At 60.3% G+C, this 17,560-nt stretch carries 12 protein-coding genes and 1 tRNA gene; 11 read left to right on the plus strand and 2 right to left on the minus strand.

Annotated elements, in window-relative coordinates:
* Positions 1-294 precede the first annotated feature (294 nt).
* Both AC0V8S_RS34615 and AC0V8S_RS34620 read left to right on the plus strand, forming a co-directional pair.
* Complete coding sequence (locus AC0V8S_RS34615) at positions 295-7,116, plus strand: hypothetical protein (protein WP_475436114.1); 6,822 nt, start codon at positions 295-297, stop codon at positions 7,114-7,116.
* The gene (locus AC0V8S_RS34620) at positions 7,083-10,847 is read left to right on the plus strand and encodes a beta strand repeat-containing protein (protein ID WP_475436115.1); all 3,765 of its coding nucleotides are present in this window, start codon (positions 7,083-7,085) and stop codon (positions 10,845-10,847) included. The genes AC0V8S_RS34615 and AC0V8S_RS34620 overlap by 34 nt, the downstream gene beginning before the upstream one ends.
* 432 nt (positions 10,848-11,279) lie before the next feature.
* Here AC0V8S_RS34620 and AC0V8S_RS34625 read toward each other — a convergent pair whose 3' ends face one another.
* A complete protein-coding gene (locus AC0V8S_RS34625; protein ID WP_475436117.1) occupies positions 11,280-11,624 on the minus strand; it encodes a DUF6538 domain-containing protein in 345 nt (114 codons plus the stop codon).
* Between the two features lie 92 nt (positions 11,625-11,716).
* A tRNA-Thr gene (locus AC0V8S_RS34630) sits at positions 11,717-11,791 on the minus strand.
* Between the two features lie 162 nt (positions 11,792-11,953).
* Between AC0V8S_RS34630 and AC0V8S_RS34635 the strand changes: the two genes are divergently transcribed.
* From AC0V8S_RS34635 to yacG, 9 genes are all read left to right on the plus strand, one after another.
* Positions 11,954-12,130, plus strand: coding sequence for a hypothetical protein (locus AC0V8S_RS34635; RefSeq protein WP_096458598.1), 177 nt, complete (start codon positions 11,954-11,956; stop codon positions 12,128-12,130).
* Between the two features lie 128 nt (positions 12,131-12,258).
* Positions 12,259-13,551, plus strand: coding sequence for a UDP-N-acetylglucosamine 1-carboxyvinyltransferase (murA, locus tag AC0V8S_RS34640; RefSeq protein ID WP_095198253.1), 1,293 nt, complete (start codon positions 12,259-12,261; stop codon positions 13,549-13,551).
* A 168-nt stretch (positions 13,552-13,719) separates the two neighbouring features.
* A complete protein-coding gene (locus AC0V8S_RS34645; protein ID WP_475436120.1) occupies positions 13,720-14,151 on the plus strand; it encodes a DUF2948 family protein in 432 nt (143 codons plus the stop codon).
* A 6-nt stretch (positions 14,152-14,157) separates the two neighbouring features.
* Positions 14,158-15,450, plus strand: a complete 1,293-nt coding sequence (hisD, locus tag AC0V8S_RS34650; RefSeq protein WP_475436122.1) for a histidinol dehydrogenase — start codon at positions 14,158-14,160, stop codon at positions 15,448-15,450.
* Positions 15,451-15,456: 6 nt separating this feature from the next.
* Complete coding sequence (locus AC0V8S_RS34655; protein ID WP_095198256.1) at positions 15,457-15,942, plus strand: UPF0262 family protein; 486 nt, start codon at positions 15,457-15,459, stop codon at positions 15,940-15,942.
* Positions 15,943-15,989: 47 nt separating this feature from the next.
* Complete coding sequence (locus tag AC0V8S_RS34660; protein ID WP_244661520.1) at positions 15,990-16,400, plus strand: arsenate-mycothiol transferase ArsC; 411 nt, start codon at positions 15,990-15,992, stop codon at positions 16,398-16,400.
* 87 nt (positions 16,401-16,487) lie between these two features.
* Positions 16,488-16,706: a translation initiation factor IF-1 gene (infA, locus tag AC0V8S_RS34665; RefSeq protein ID WP_006200926.1), complete on the plus strand. Its 219-nt coding sequence runs from the start codon at positions 16,488-16,490 to the stop codon at positions 16,704-16,706.
* A 22-nt stretch (positions 16,707-16,728) separates the two neighbouring features.
* Positions 16,729-17,355, plus strand: coding sequence for a Maf-like protein (locus AC0V8S_RS34670; protein WP_475436124.1), 627 nt, complete (start codon positions 16,729-16,731; stop codon positions 17,353-17,355).
* Complete coding sequence (gene yacG / locus AC0V8S_RS34675; protein ID WP_475436126.1) at positions 17,352-17,549, plus strand: DNA gyrase inhibitor YacG; 198 nt, start codon at positions 17,352-17,354, stop codon at positions 17,547-17,549. Before AC0V8S_RS34670 ends, yacG begins: the two co-directional genes overlap by 4 nt.
* Positions 17,550-17,560: the final 11 nt, after the last annotated feature.

The raw sequence follows: 17,560 nt of genomic DNA on the forward strand, positions 1-17,560 counted from the left end.
TCTTCTCCTCTCGACTTTACGAAATATTAGTGCTTTCTTAATTAACTCCAGTGGGACATACATTGCAATGCGCTCGGTATGTAACGACTTGCGTATTGTGCTCGAGGCAGTTGCTTTTGCCCGGGCCGCCGGCTCCTACGGACATCACGGCCGGACCGCCGCCGAAAGTTTAGGGCACTCTCCCGACCGGCAAATACCTAACGGCATAAATCTTGCGGAGGTCCTGAGCGGCTCCTAGCTCGGATTTCGGCTGCGTTACAGTTGCCGATTTCAAGCAAAAAGCGGGAGGACGCCATGCCATCAAAAACTCTTACGACAGCGAACGATACAGTTACCTTCAACGGATCTAGCTCGAACACGGTGTTTGGGACGATCGGCGCGGGCGCGACACTGAACAGCGGCGATCGCCTCACCGGCGGCACCGGCACTGACACGCTTGGCATCTCTGGGTCGGGATCGTTCGATCTCAACAGCTTGGCAACCTTCACCGGCTTTGAAAATGTCAATCTCACCGGCACCGGCGAGAGCCTGACCCTGAAGAATGGTCAGAACCTGACGGTCGCCGCCGGCAGTGGCAATACAGTCACCCTGGGCACCGGCAACGACACGGTGACTTTCACCGGCGGCACGAACACGGTCAACGCGACGATCGGCGCGGGTGCCACACTCAACAGCGGTGATCGCCTCACCGGTGGCACCGGAACCGACACGCTTAGCGTCTCCGGATCAGGATCATTTAACCTCAACAGTCTGGCTACCTTCACCGGCTTCGAAAACGTCAACCTCACCGGCGCCGGCGAAAGCCTGACCCTGAAGAACGGTCAGAACCTTACCGTGAGTGGGGGCAGTGGTAACGCCGTGACGCTCGGGACCGGTAACGATACCGTCGCTTTCACCAGCGGCTCGAACACGGTGAACGCGACGATCGGCGCGGGTGCCACACTCAACAGCGGTGATCGCCTCACCGGCGGCAGCGCTACCGACACGCTGGTGATTTCCGGCACAGGTTCTATCGATCTCAGCAGCCTGGCGACCTTCACCGGCTTCGAAAACATCAATCTCACCGGCACCGGCGAGAGCCTGACCCTGAAGAACGGTCAAAACCTCACGGTCGCCGCCGGCAGCGGCAATACGGTTGCCCTGGGCACCGGCAACGACACGGTGACTTTCACCGGCGGCACGAACACGGTCAACGCGACGATCGGCGCTGGCGCGACGCTGAATAGCGGGGATCGCCTCACTGGCGGCAGTGGGACCGACACACTGGTAATCTCCAGTGCCGGTTCTATGGACCTCAACAGCCTGGCGACCTTCACCGGCTTCGAAAATGTCAACCTCACCGGCACCGGCGAGAGCCTGACCCTGAAGAACGGTCAGAACCTGACGGTCAACGCCGGCAACGGCAACACGGTCACCCTGGGGACCGGCAATGATACAGTCTCTTTCAGCGGTGGCTCCAATACGTTGAACGCGACAATCGGCGCGGGCGCGACGCTCAATAGTGGCGATCGCCTCACCGGCGGCAGCGGCACCGATACACTGGTAATCTCCAGTGCCGGTTCTATGGACCTCAACAGCCTGGCGACCTTCACCGGCTTCGAAAATGTCAACCTCACCGGCACCGGCGAGAGCCTGACCCTGAAGAACGGCCAGAACCTGACGGTCAACGCCGGCAACGGCAACACGGTCACCCTGGGGACCGGCAATGATACAGTCTCTTTCAGCGGTGGCTCCAACACCGTGAACGCGATCATCGGCGGTGGCGGGAGCCTCAGCAGTGGCGATCGCCTCACCGGCGGCGGCGGCATCGACACGCTCAACATTTCCGGATCGCTATCGTTTGATCTCAACAGCCTGGCGACCTTCACCGGCTTCGAAAATGTCAACCTCACCGGCACAGGTGAAAGCCTGACCCTGAAAAATGGTCAGAACCTCACCGTGAACGCCGGTAGCGGCAATACGGTGACGCTCGGGACCGGCAACGACACGGTCGCTTTTGTTTCTGCCACCAACACTGTGAACGCGACAATCGGCGCGGGCGCGACCCTGAACAGTGGAGACAGCCTATCGGGCGGCATCAACACCGACTTGCTCAACATCTCCGGGTCGGGATCTTTTGACCTCAACAGCCTGGCGAGCTTCACCGGCTTCGAAAACGTAGTTCTCACCGGCAGCGGAAAAGGCCTCATCTTGAAGAATGGTCAGAATCTGACGGTCAGCGCGGGCAGCGGCAACACAGTAGGGCTGGGGACTGGCAATGACACTGTGACTTTCACCGGCGGCTCCAACACGGTGAACGCGGCTATCGGCGCGGGCGCGACACTGAACAGCGGCGATCGCCTCACCGGCGGCACCGGCACTGACACGCTTGGCATCTCTGGGTCGGGATCGTTCGATCTCAACAGCTTGGCAACCTTCACCGGCTTTGAAAATGTCAATCTCACCGGCACCGGCGAGAGCGTCACCCTGAAGAATGGCCAGAACCTCACCGTGAACGCCGGCAGCGGCAACACGATAGGACTGGGGGCCGGCAATGACACGGTCGGTTTCGCGAGCGGCTCGAACACGGTGAACGGGACGATCGGAACGGGCGCGACGCTGAACAGTGGTGATCGCCTCACCGGCGGCAACGGCATCGACACGCTCAATATCTCCGGAGCAGGTGCTGTCGACCTCAACAGCCTGGCTACCTTGACCGGCTTCGAAAACATCAATCTCACCGGCACAGGTGAAAGCCTGACCCTGAAGAATGGTCAGAACTTCGCCATGAACGCCGGCAGCGGCAACACGGTGACGCTGGGAAGTGGCGACAATGGGGTGACGATCACGCTAGCCGGCAACAGCGACACCGTGAACGTCTCTGGCGGCAGCGACACATTGAACCTGTCGGGCGCACATGACGTCGTTACGGTCACCGGCAGCAGTGATACGATCAACTTCTCGGGCACCGGCTCGTCGAGCGGTCTGAAGAGCGACAGCGACCTGACGGTCACTGCCAGCAGCACGAATGTGAACATTAGCGGCAGCGGTCACTCGATCGTTCTGGCGGGCAACAACGACACCATCAGCATGGCGGGCGCCGTCAACAGCACGATGTATCTCAATGGCACGGGCGACAACGTCACGCTGGCGAACTCGACCGGCGTCACCCTGGAGGGCGACAATCAAACCCTTTCTGTCTCCTCCACTGGCAGTGTCACCGGCGCAACCGTCACCGTGGCCGGCGCCCACGACAACGTGACCGTCACCGGGCAGTTCTCCGATCCGTGGGGCGTGATCGTCTCTGGAACCAACGATTCCGTTACCGTCAACGGCAGCTCACCGATCCACCTTGTGTCCGACAACACCGGCGCAACGCTGGCCGCCAGCAACAGCGTCATCACCATTGGAACAGGTCCTCTCCCCGGCACCGGTTCCAACGACACCGTTGCTTTGACGGGTAACAGCAATACGGTGAACGTCACCGGCAGCAGCGACACACTGAACCTTTCGGGCAGTGGCAATGCGGTGACCGTCACCGGCGGCGGCGACACGGTCAACGTTTCAGGATCTGGCGACAATGCCGTGACGCTTGGCACGGGCTTGGACACGGTAAGCTTCGCCGGCGGCACGAATACGGTGTTCGCGGCGCCGTCCACTTTGAACAGCGGCGACAGTCTCACCGGTGGCAGCGGCATTGACACGCTGGCCCTGGGAGGTGCCGGTAGCTTTGACTTGGGCACTCTGGCCCACTTCAGCGGCTTCGAAGAGATTGACCTAGCGAGCAATGGAGCAACCTCGCTTACGCTTTCGGCAGCGTTCAGCGGGACACTTCGCACCAGCGGGTTCGGCAATGAAACGCTGACGTTCAGTGCGGGCACGGTTACGGCTCACATCGGGGCCGGATCTTTCAACCATATTTATCTTGGCTCGGGCTCGGCCACTATTTACGACGACCAAAGCGGGCTTGGTCATATCGGCCTTTACTACCTTTCGAGCGGGTCGGCCACGATCTACGACCAAGGCACTGACAACTTCTTCCTTTCGAACGGCACGTATCAAATCTATAGTTCCAATAATGCCAACAGCGCCTACGTCGCCGTTGATCCTTCACAATTCCACGCGGGCGACGTCATCCAGGGCAGCGGGAATTCAAGCGGCAGCGTCCAGGTTTATGGCGGAAATGGTGTCTACGATCTCTCCGGGGTCACGATCAGTGGCGTTCCCGATTTATATCTTCTGAATGGCGCGGTTGTTGCCGCAGAAGGCGCCGTATCCCAATTCAACGAATTCATTGGATCAGGAGAGGTGCGCGCCTCAGGCGCCAGTGTGAATCTCTCCGGCAAGAGCGTCGCCACTGACGTCCACTTCACCAGCACCAATGCCACCGGCACCACCTTTACGGTGTCGAGCGCTGCAACCGCCTTCCAGATTAACGGCGGTCCTGGTCAAGACACGATCGCAGCCAATGGCTTCGACTTCACGGCCGCCCAGCGTGACGCAATCCTCGCCCAAGGGTCGATAGAGATCCTCGTCGACGGCACCGGCCGATACATAAACCTGACGCCGGCAAACGATGTCATACCTGCATCCTCAGCCGATACGACGGTTTTTGGCAACGCGCTGACGCTCAATTCCGGTGATCAACTCACCGGCGGCAGTGGCACTGACACGCTGGTGCTCTCCGGGTCGGGATCGTTCGACCTCAACAGCCTTGCGGCCTTTAGTGGCTTCGAAAACATCAATCTCACCGGCACCGGCGAAAGCCTCAGCCTGAGGAACGGGCAGAACCTAGCTGTCAACGCCGGCAGCGGCAACACGGTGACGCTGGGAACCGGCGACAATGGAGCTACGGTCTCGGTGTCTGGCGGCAGCGGCGCGGTCAACGTTGGCGGCGCCAACGATACGGTGTCGGTCTCGGGTGACAATGAGACGGTGAACGTCTCTGGCAGCAACGATACGGTGTCGATGACGGGCATCGGTGATGTGTTGCACTTCACGACTTACAACACCAACCTGGCAGTGACGGCGACCAACGCCACCCTCTATGCCGACGGCTACCAGGGAGCCAGCCAGACGATGAGCGTCACTGGCGACAACAACTCAACCACCATCTCCGGCTGGGGCGACGTTGTCACCGTAACGGGCAGCAACAATTCGGTGTTGGTTGGCGGCAACTACGAGACCGCGAGCGTCACCGGAGACCACAACCACATTTCCACGGACACCAACTATGGGTCTGTGACACTCACCGGCAACTATGGAAGCATCTCCCTTGACATCTACTCTCACTTCAACACCGCCACCTTGGTCGGCGACAATGGCAGCCTTACCGTAGACGGCTCATCCAACACTGCAAACGTCACCGGCAACAGCGACGTGGTGAACCTGCAGGCCGACGGTGACGTTGCGAACGTAACCGGCAACAACGACACCGTGAACGTCTCTGGCGGCAGCGACACATTGAACCTGTCGGGCGCGCACGACGTTGTCGCGGTCACCGGCAGCAGCGATACGCTCAACTTCTCGGGCACCGGCTCGTCGAGCGGCCTCAAGAGTGACAGCGACCTCACAATCACTGCCAGCAGCACGAATGTGAACATCAGCGGCAGCGGTCACTCGATCGTCATGGCGGGCAACAACGACACCGTCAGCATGGCGGGCGCCTCCTTCAGCACATTGTATCTGAATGGCACCGGCGACAACGTCGCGCTGGCGAACTGGACGGGTGTCACCCTGGAGGGCGACAATCAAACCCTGTCGGTCTCCTCCAATGGCAGTGTCACCGGCGCGACCGTCACCGTGGCCGGCGCCCACGACAGCGTGACCGTCACCGGGCAGTTCGCCGACCCGTGGGGCGTGATCATCTCGGGGACCGACGATTCGGTTACCGTCAATGGCAGTTCACCGATCCATCTCGTCTCCGACAACACCAGCGCAACGCTGACCGCCAGCAGCAGCGTCATCACCATTGGAACAGGGCCCCTCCCCGCCGGCACCGGCTCCAACGACACCGTCACTTTGACGGGTAGCAGCAACACGGTGAACCTCTCGGGAAACAGCGACACATTGAGCCTGTTCGGGACGAACGACAGCGTCACGCTGGGCGGAACCAACGACAAGCTGGTCTTCGGATCGAACAACGCGAACCTGGGCGTGACGTCCACCAACAACACCATTCAGCTGACTGGCGGTAACGACGTGGTGACGATTGCGGGTGACAACAATGCCGTCGCCTTCACCGCCAGCAATACAAGCCTGACGCTGACCGCCAGCAATGGCCTGAATGCCTATCAGGTCAACAATTCGATCGATCTCCTGGGCAGCAACGACAGTGTGACCCTGACCACCCACAACGAGAGGGTGAACGTCATAGGCGACAACAACACCGTCGTGGTTGCCCAACCCGGAGGCGACAGTGGAAACATCGTGCAGGTCAATGGGGCCAACGATACCGTCACCGTCAACGGTGATTACAGCTCGGTTGGCGTCAATGGCAGCAGTGACTTCGTGACCGTGACCGGCAGCTATGGAAGTGTGTCTGTAAACGGAACGGACAACCTTGTAGTGGTGAGCGGCTACTCAGGCACCGGCCTTGCCGGAAACGGCAACGTTCTCGTGCAAGGTAGTGGGCCAGTCAGCTACGCGAGAAGCCAAGCTGGACTAAGCCTCACCGCAAGCAACGATGGCGTCACGACAAGCGACAACACCACCCTGACCCTGTTGGGGAACAACGACAGCGTCACGCTGGGCGGGACCAACGATACCGTAAACATCTCAGGATCGAATAATACGGTTGTAATGACCGGTAACGAGGGTTTTATATCATTTTCTGGTGCGGGATCTAACAACAATGCCGTGACGCTTGGCACGGGCGTGGACACCGTGAGCTTCGCCGGCGGCACGAACACCGTCAACGCGACGATCGGCGCTGGCGCGACGCTGAACGGCGGGGACAGTCTGGCGGGCGGCAACGGTGCCGACACGCTGGTGCTCTCCGCGGCGGGATCGTTCGACCTCAACACCCTTGCGGCCTTCAGCGGCTTCGAAAACGTCAATCTCACCGGCACCGGCGAAAGCCTGACCCTGAAGAATGGTCAGAATTGGCGGTCAACGCTGGCAGCGGCAACACCGTGACGCTCGCAGCAGGCGATGACGCCGCTACGGTCTCGGTGTCCGGCAGCGGTGATGCGGTCAACATCCACAGCTCCAATGATACGGTATCGATCATAGGCAACAACAACACTGTGGAGACATCGACCTATCCAGGCGGTGCTGACGTGGTGAATATCACAGGGAACGGTAACAGCCTTACGCTGCACAATAATTTCGATAACTCGACAGTGATTGGAGATGGCACGTCTGTTGATTTTGGCGATAGCCATGTCACCACTGTATCCATAGTGGGCGACAATAGTTCTGTCGATTTTGGCTTCTATTCAATTTACGACACTGTGAATATTACCGGCAGCAACACAATCGTTCAGGTGGACTGCCAGGCCAGCGACACGGTCAACATCACAGGATCGAATGATTCGGTTACCCTCGGGTATGGCCATGATCACGTGGTGTCATTCGGGGCGGGCTCTGACAACAGCGTAACGTTCGGAGCGGGTAGCGGAACGGTCAGCTTCACGAGTGGAACCAACACGGTATTCGCTACGCCCTCCTCCTTCGACAGCAGCGACAGCCTCACCGGCGGCAGCGGCACCGACACGCTCAGCATCTCCGGGTCTGGCACCGTAGACCTCAACAGCCTGGCGCACTTCAGCGGCTTCGAAGAGATTGACCTGGCGAGCAATGGAGCAACCTCGCTTACCCTTTCCGGTGCGTTCAGCGGGACGCTCCACACCACCGGCTTCGGCAATGAGACGCTGACGTTCAGTGCGGGCACTGTTGCGGCTCACATCGGGGCCGGATCCTTCAACCATGTTTATCTGGGCTCGGGCTCGACCACAATTTACGACGACCAAAGTGGGCTTGGTCATATCGGCCTTTACTACCTTTCGAGCGGGTCGGCCACGATCTACGACCAAGGCACTGACAACTTCTTCCTTTCGACCGGCACGTATCAAATCTATAGTTCCAATAGTGCCAACAGCGCCTATGTCGCCGTTGATCCTTCACAATTCCACGCGGGAGATATCATCCAGGGCAGCGGGAATTCGAGTGGCAGCGTCCAGGTTTATGGCGGAAATGGTGTCTACGATCTTTCGGGGACCACGATCAGTGGCGTTCCAGATCTATATCTTCTGAATGGCGCGGTTGTTGCCGCGGAAGGCGCCATATCTCAATTCAATGAATTCATTGGATCAGGTGAGGTGCAAGCCTCGGGGACCAGCGTGGATCTTTCCGGCAAGACCGTCGCCACTGACGTCCACTTCACCAGCACCAATGCCACCGGCACCACCTTTACGGTGTCGAGCGCTGCAACCGCCTTCCAGATTAACGGCGGTCTTGGTCAAGACACGATCGCAGCCAATGGCTTCGACTTCACGGCCGCCCAGCGTGACGCAATCCTCGCCCAAGGGTCGATAGAGATCCTCGTCGACGGCACCGGCCGATACATAAATCTGACGCCGGCAAACGATGTCATACCTGTATCCTCAGCCGATACGACGGTTTTTGGCAACGCGCTGACGCTCAATTCAGGTGATCAACTCACCGGCGGCAGCGGCATCGACACGCTGGTGCTTTCCGGGTCGGGATCATTCGACCTCAACAGTCTCGCGGCCTTTAGTGGCTTCGAAAACGTCAATCTCACCGGCACAGGCGAAAGCCTGACCCTAAGGAATGGTCAGCATCTCGCCGTCAACGCAGGAAGCGGCAACTCGGTGACGCTGGCGACCGGCAATGATGGTGTTGCGGTCTCGGTGTCCGGTAGCGGCAACGCGGTCACCGTTGGCGGCACCAGCGATACAGTAACAGTGGCAGGCGATCATGAGACCGTGACCGTCTCAGGAGCGAATGACAGCCTCACTCTTACGGGCACAGGAAACGTTGTCACCTTCTTGTCCTCGGGGACAACCTTCCATCTTAACGCTGACAACGCCTTGTTTCGGACATTACATCTGGGAAGCGGCAATGTAGTTAGCATTACGGGAGATGGAAACAACCTCAGCATTGGAAACAACTCCGACACGATAACCGTTACCGGCGACAATACTAATCTTGATTTTGGCTCCAGCCATCTCGCGACTGTTTCCATAGTAGGAGACAATTCATCTGTTTTATTTGGCTATTATGCCTCTTTAAACTCTGTCAATATTTCCGGAAACAATGCGGTCGTTCAAATTGATTGTCAAAGCGACGACGCGGTCAACATCACTGGATCTAACAGTTCGGTGAACATCTCGTATGGCAATAATCACGTAGTATCATTCGGAGCAGGATCAAACAATAATAGCGTCACACTTGGGCCTGGCAATGCGACCGTCAGCTTCGCGAGTGGAAGCAATACGTTGTTCGCTACACCGCAGACACTAAACGCCGGGGATCGCCTCACCGGCGGCGGCGGTATCGACACTCTCAGCATCTCCGGGTCGGGATCGTTCGACCTCAACAGCCTTGCGGCCTTCAGCGGATTCGAAAACTTCAATCTCACCGGCACAGGCGAAAGCCTTGCCTTGAGGAATGGGCAGAACCTGGCCGTCAATGCAGGCAGCGGCAATATCGTGACGCTAGGAGCAGGCGACAATGGAGTGACTATCACGCTTGCGGGTAGCAGCGATACGATCAACGTCTCGGGCAACAGCGACACGCTGAACCTTTCGGGCGCGCACGATGTCGTCGCGGTCACCGGCAGCAGCGATACGATCAACTTCTCCGGCGCCGGCTCCTCAAGCGGCCTCAAGAGCGACAGCGATCTGACGGTCACCGCCAGCAGCACGAATGTGAACATCAGCGGCAGCGGTCACTCGATCATATTGTCCGGCGACAACGACACCATCAGCATGGCCGGCGCCATCAACAGCACGATGTATCTGAATGGCAGCGGCGACAACGTCGCGCTGGCGAACTGGACGGGTGTCACCCTGGAGGGCGACAATCAAACCTTGTCGGTTTCCTCCACCGGCAGTGTGACAGGCGCAACCGTCACCGTCGCCGGCGCCCACGACAACGTGACCGTCACCGGACAGTTCTCCGATCCGTGGGGCGTGATCGTCTCTGGAACCAACGATTCCGTTACCGTCAACGGCAGCTCACCGATCCACCTTGTGTCCGACAACACCGGCGCAACGCTGGCCGCCAGTAACAGCGTCATCACCATCGGGGCAGGTCCTCTCCCCGGCACCGGTTCCAACGATACTGTCACCGTCGCCGGCACCCACGACCATGTCAACGTGACAGGCAACAATGACGCCGTCACGGTAGGCACCTACTATGACAATGCCGACGCCAACGAGGTTCACGTCAGCGGCAGCAACGACAGCCTGGTATTTGAGGGCGGATTCAACAACACCATCAGCATGGAAGGCGCCACTGACCAGCTGCTGGTGAGCGGCTTCTACAACACCGTCAACATCTTCGGCACCGATGGCACCTCAAGGCTCTATGGCTACGGACACACGGTCTCGGTCTCTTCAAGCAACACGACGCAGACCCTCTATGCCTACAACGACCAGATCGGCGTCAGCGGAAACGGTCTCACGCTGAACTTCATTACAGACCCCAACCCGGGCAACCCGTCCGGTAGCAACCATCTCACGGTCACCGGCTCCGGCGATACCATCTCGCTCGTCGGGCCGCAGAACACCGTGGACGTGTCGGGCAACAGTGATAACATCCTTCTTCTGGGGCTGACAACACCGTCAATCTGCTTGGCGCCAATACAGCCATTCGGGTGGGATCACCAGATACCGGATTGAATCACGTATCCGGCTTTACGTCGGGCGACATTTTCCAATTCGATCACGCTAAATACGGCGGAGGTCTTGCGAGCGGGGGCGCTGACATTGGAATATTAGACGCATCTCATTTCGTTGCAAACGATACGGGATCGACTAATACAAACCAAGTTTTCTGGTTTAACACTGCCAATGACGTTCTTTACTATGACGCGGACGGCAGTGGGTCTGGTCAAGCTTTGGCGATCGTCGCGATGGATAGCGGGCATGTGCTTGAGTATTCCGACCTAGCCGTCGCGTGAGATTCGGGACCTCGCCTAGGCGAGGTTCAGCGAGACCCGTGTAGCTCTTGGGAGGAGACCGCCTTCAGAATGGTTGGTCGCTTGTTGCCTGTCCATCCGTTCGGATCGGCAAGAGGATTGAACTCTGTCTTTCTGTAATAAAATCAACTGTTTATGACGACGTTTGTAACGATGTGACGCCCCGCAAAATGACCCCTGTGACGCCCCAAGGCGCATTTTGATAGTCTCGGCTGGCTATTTGTGGTGGAAGAAGCGGGTAGCGGCCCACAATGATGAATTGTTCGCCTGCCGCAACGGCGCGGCGCTCGCCAAGTGCGATCTCGTGCTGCAGGACAGCGACAGCGCCTGGCAACATCTTCAGGGCTGTCCGGTAGTCGGGACCGAGCGCTTTTCGCAACTCGGCCTTCCCGATGTATGGCCGGAGCTCTTTCGGAACGACAAGCCGCGCGAAATAACGGCCGTCGCGATTCAGGAGATTTCGAACACGGCCTGTCATCAATTCCATCCGATTTGTTACGGCATTTGTAACATCAGAATGGACGTAAACCCTTGTATGTCAAGGGATCCAATGATTTCAATGGGATAGACTGGTGCTGCGAGAGAGGATTGAACTCTCGACCTCTCCCTTACCAAGGGAGTGCTCTACCACTGAGCTACCGCAGCCGCTGATGGCGGGGCTTCTGCCATATCGAACCGGCAAGCGCAAGGCCAAGAACAACGCTTCTGTGAAAGCCTTTGCCGGATAGCTTTCAATGACATGGCGGCGCCACAATGTTGGCTATCCCTGAACGGCAGGTTTGGCCGGTCGCCGGCCGGGACGGGACGATGAGCGACAAGACGATATCACCGAAAAAGGGCGGCACGGACCGCAAGGACCGGCTCGCCGAGCAGTTGCGCGCCAATCTGCAGAAGCGCAAGGCGCAATCGCGCTCGCGCCGTACGGGTGAAGCCGACCAAAGGCCGGACGGGCTCGGTTCGGCCAAGGAAATACAGAAAGATTAACTCAAATCGGCCACTCTTGGCCCGGATGCTTGGAAATCCTATTTCTTGAACCGGACCGGCCAATGGTCTAGACGGGCCGATACTCAAACGATTGAAGCGGCCTTTTTGGCCGAGAGGGACGTTCTCCAATGGATCGCATCAGAATTGTCGGAGGCAACAAGCTCTCCGGAAGCATTCCGATTTCGGGCGCGAAAAATGCCGCTTTGCCCTTGATGATCGCCTCGCTTTTGACAGACGACACGCTGACGCTGGAAAACGTGCCGCATCTGGCCGATGTCGAGCAGCTGATCCGCATCCTCGGCAATCACGGCGTCGATTACTCGGTCAATGGCCGCCGCGAGAAGCAGAATGAAGGCTATTCGCGCACCATCAACTTCTCCGCCCGCAACATCGTCGACACGACGGCGCCTTACGAGCTGGTGTCGAAGATGCGGGCGTCATTCTGGGTGATCGGGCCGCTGCTGGCCCGCATGGGCGAGGCCAAGGTGTCGCTGCCCGGCGGCTGCGCCATCGGCACGCGCCCGGTCGACCTGTTCCTCGAGGGCCTGCAGGCGCTTGGCGCCGATCTCGACGTCGACACCGGCTATGTCATCGCCAAGACCAAGAATGGCCGCCTGGTCGGCAACCGCTTTGTGTTCCCGAAAGTCTCGGTCGGTGCCACCCATGTGCTGATGATGGCGGCCTCGCTGGCCAAGGGCGAGACGGTGCTGGAAAACGCCGCCTGCGAGCCCGAAATCGTCAACCTCGCCGAATGCCTCAACGCCATGGGCGCCAGGATTTCCGGTGCCGGCACCCCGACCATCACCATCGATGGCGTCGAATCGCTGTCGGGTGCGCGCGTGCGCGTCATCCCCGACCGCATCGAGACCGGCACCTATGCCATGGCGGTCGCCATGACCGGCGGCGACGTCGTGCTCGAAGGTGCGCGGCCGGAGCTGTTGCAGACCGCGCTCGACGTGATTTCGCAGACGGGTGCCGAGATCACCCAGACCAATTCCGGCATCCGCGTGAAGCGCAACGGCGCCGGCATTTCGCCGGTCGACGTGACGACCGCGCCGTTCCCGGCCTTCCCGACCGATCTGCAGGCGCAGTTCATGGGCCTGATGACCATGGCAAAGGGCAAGTCGCGCATCACCGAGACGATCTTCGAAAACCGCTTCATGCATGTGCAGGAACTCGCCCGGCTCGGCGCCCACATCACGCTTTCAGGCCAGACGGCGATCGTCGACGGCGTGGCGAAGCTGAAAGGCGCGCCGGTCATGGCCACCGATCTGCGCGCTTCCGTCTCGCTGGTCATCGCCGGCCTCGCCGCCGAAGGCGAGACCACGGTCAACCGCGTCTACCATCTCGACCGTGGCTTCGAGCGGCTGGAGGAAAAGCTGTCCAATTGCGGCGCGGTGATCGAGCGGATTTCTGCCTGACGATCGGACGGCAGCCGCTCCGGACGGAGACTGCCCGTACGGCCTTCATCCCCCTGCCAATACCGCAAACCCGAGGCGATTGCCTCGGGCGGCGGTCGTGTCGCGGTTGCGCCGGCCGGAAAGACCGCCTAACAGAAGGCTGAAACCAACCTTAGGTGCAAATTCCGCATGGCCCTCAAGCTTATCGCGCTCGACGACCAGGACCTGAGCATCGTTTCGGCTCATGTGCAGGACGCCGTCCTGAAAGTCAGTGATCTCGAATTCTTGCCCTCGGCCAAGCGTTTCGTGCTGACCATGAACCGTTTCGTCTGGGAGGCGAAGTCGGGCCTGTTTCGCCAGCACAATGAGCGGCGGCAGGCCGTGCTGCATTTCGACCGGGTGCTGGGCGCCAAGACCAATGGCATTGCCCGTAACAAGCCGGCCGAGGTGCTGTCCCTGCTGGCGATCAGCTTCATCGAGATCAGCAAGCCGGCCGGCATCGTCGAGCTGATCTTTTCGGGCGGCGGCACCATCATGCTCGATGTCGAATGCATAGAGGCCCGCCTTGCCGACATAGGCGGCGCGTGGGAAGCCACTTCACGTCCTGTCCACAAGGCTTGACCGTCGATGGCCATCACGCTTCGCCAGTCTGACGCCGATTTCGAGCAGCGTTTCGCCGCCTTCCTCACGACCAAGCGGGAAGTGTCCGCCGATGTCGACGCCGTGGTGCGCGACATTATCGCGCGCGTCCGCGCCGAGGGCGACAAGGCATTGATCGACTACACGCAGAAATTTGGCGGCGGCGACCTCGGCACGCTGGGCATCGCCGTCTCCAGGGATGACATTGCCAAAGCCTATACCGAAGCCGATCCGCGGACAGTCGAAGCGTTGCATTTCGCGCGCGACCGTATTCGCTCGCATCACGAGCGGCAGAAGCCCAGGGATGATCGTTACACGGATGCCGCCGGCGTCGAACTCGGCTGGCGCTGGACGGCGATCGAGGCGGTCGGGCTCTACGTGCCGGGCGGCACGGCGAGCTACCCGAGCTCGGTATTGATGAACGCCGTGCCGGCCAAGGTCGCCGGCGTCGAGCGCATCGTCATCGTGGTGCCGGCGCCGCAAGGCATTATCAATCCGCTGGTGCTGGTGGCAGCCGATATCGCCGGCGTCTCGGAGATCTACCGCGTCGGCGGCGCGCAAGCGATCGCAGCACTTGCTTACGGCACGGAGACAATAAAGCCGGTCGCCAAGATCGTCGGCCCCGGCAATGCCTATGTCGCGGCGGCCAAGCGCCAAGTGTTCGGCACCGTCGGCATCGACATGATCGCCGGCCCTTCGGAAGTGCTTGTCGTCGCCGACGGCAGCAATGACCCGGATTGGATCGCCGCCGATCTTTTGGCGCAGGCCGAGCATGACGTCTCGTCACAGTCGATCCTGATCACCGACGATCAGGCCTTCGGCAAGGCAGTCGAAGCCGCCGTCGAACGTCAGTTGCAGAGCCTGCCGCGCGCCGAGACGGCTGCCGCAAGCTGGCGCGATTTCGGCGCGGTGATCCTGGTGCCGGCAATCGAAAAGTCGCTGCCGCTGGTCGACCGCATCGCGGCCGAACATGTCGAGCTGGCCATCGATGACGCCGAGGGCTTCCTGGCGAAAATGCGCAATGCCGGCGCCGTCTTTCTCGGCCGGCATACGCCGGAAGTCATCGGCGACTATGTCGGCGGCTCCAACCACGTGTTGCCGACGGCGCGCTCGGCGCGCTTCTCGTCCGGTCTGTCTGTGCTCGATTTCGTCAAGCGCACTTCGATCCTGAAGCTCGGGCCGGAGCAATTGCGCGTGCTGGCGCCGGCGGCGATCGCGCTTGCCAAGGCGGAAGGGCTCGACGCACATGGCCGCTCCGTCGCCATACGGCTGAACATGTAGGCCACTATGTCGGACTACGATCGAACCCGCGCAAGGCTGATCGATGTCGAACTCGACGAATCGATCGGCCGTTCGACGCCCGATGTCGAGCACGAACGCGCGGTGGCGATCTTCGACCTGATCGAGGAGAACAGTTTTCAACCCGTCAATGATGGTGGCGCTGGCCCCTATCGGTTGAAACTGTCACTGGCCGAGCAGCGCCTGGTCTTCGCCGTGGCGCGCGAGGACGGGGCCGCAGTGGTCACCCACATCCTGTCGCTGACGCCGCTCAGGCGCATCGTCAAGGATTACTATATGATCTGCGAAAGCTACTACGACGCCATCCGCTCCTCGACACCGAGCCATATCGAGGCGATCGACATGGGCCGGCGCGGTTTGCACAATGAAGGTTCGCAGACGCTGATGGACCGGCTCTCCGGCAAGATCGACATCGACTTCGACACGGCGCGCCGGCTGTTCACGCTGGTCTGCGTGCTGCACTGGCGGGGCTAGCCCTGGTACCCGGCGCCCTGCCCCGCTCGATCCTGTTCCTGTGCGGCATGAACGCCGTGCGCTCGCCGATGGCCGAGCAACTGGCGCGCCGGATGCTGCCCGCCACCATCTTCGTCGCCTCGGCCGGTGTGCGCGCCGGTGAACGCGACCCGTTCGTCGATGCGGTGCTGGCCGAAGACGGTCTCACGCTTGGCGAACGTCATCCCAGGACGCTGGACGACCTCGAGGACGACTATTTCGACCTGATCGTCACGCTGGCGCCGGAGGCGCACCATGCCGCGCTGGAGCTCACCCGCTCGCTCGCTGTCGAGGTTGAATACTGGCCGACACAGGACCCGACCGGTGCGAGCGGCACGCGCGAGCAGATCATGGCGGCCTACCGCGATGTGCGCGAGCGGCTGAAGTTGCGCATAAGCCGACGTTTTTTGCCTCCAGAAGCAAAAAACGCGGCGGATTAAGCGTGTTCACAAGCGGACGATTATCATATAGGTTCCGCCGAAATTCCAGCCGGGGCGCTGGAACTGCCATCCAAGCAAAGGTATCGAATGCCGAAGGAAGAAGTCCTCGAGTTTCCGGGTGTCGTGACGGAATTGTTGCCCAACGCGATGTTCCGGGTGAAGCTCGAAAACGAACACGAGATCATCGCCCATACGGCCGGCCGCATGCGCAAGAACCGCATCCGCGTGCTGACCGGCGACAAGGTTCTGGTCGAGATGACGCCATACGACCTGACCAAGGGCCGCATCACCTATCGCTTCAAGTAAGATCAAGCCCGACTGGTCCGCGATGAGCATTTTGCAGAAGCTGGTGCTTGCCTCGGGTTCGCCGCGCCGCATCGAACTGTTGCAACAGGCCGGCATCGAGCCGGACCGTATCCTGCCAGCCGATATCGACGAAACGCCGTTGCGTGCCGAGCATCCGCGTTCGCTGGCCAAGCGACTGTCGAAGGAAAAGGCCGAGAAGGCGTTCGCGTCGCTGAAGACCGAGACGGATTATGCACCGAGCTTCGTGCTGGCCGCCGACACGGTGGTGGCGGTCGGCCGACGCATCCTGCCCAAGGCCGAGACGCTGGACGATGCCGCCAACTGCCTCGGGCTGTTGTCCGGCCGTTCGCACCGCGTCTATTCCGGCATCTGCCTGATCACGCCGGGCGGCAAGCTGCGCCAGCGGCTGGTCGAGACGCGGGTACGTTTCAAGCGGCTGCCGCGCGAGGAGATCGACGCCTATGTCGCCTCGGGCGAATGGCGCGGCAAGGCCGGCGGCTATGCCGTCCAGGGCCTCGCCGGCGCCTTCGTTGTCAAGCTCGTCGGCTCCTACACCAACATCGTCGGCCTGCCCCTTTATGAGACGGTGGCCTTGCTGTCTGGCGAAGGCTTTAAAACCCATCAGAGCTGGCTGTCCCCACGGCCATGAATTCCGACTCCAAAGTCACGCCGCTGCGGCCAAAGCGCCCCTGCCCCGAATGCGGCAAGCCGTCGGCGCGCGACAGCTTTCCGTTCTGCTCGACGCGCTGCAAGGACATCGACCTCAACCGCTGGCTGAAGGGCGCCTATGTCATCAAGGCCCGCGACGACGAGGAAGAACCGGACACCGACGAACCGAAATAGGGCGACGCCGC

The organism is Mesorhizobium oxytropidicola (assembly GCF_056174625.1).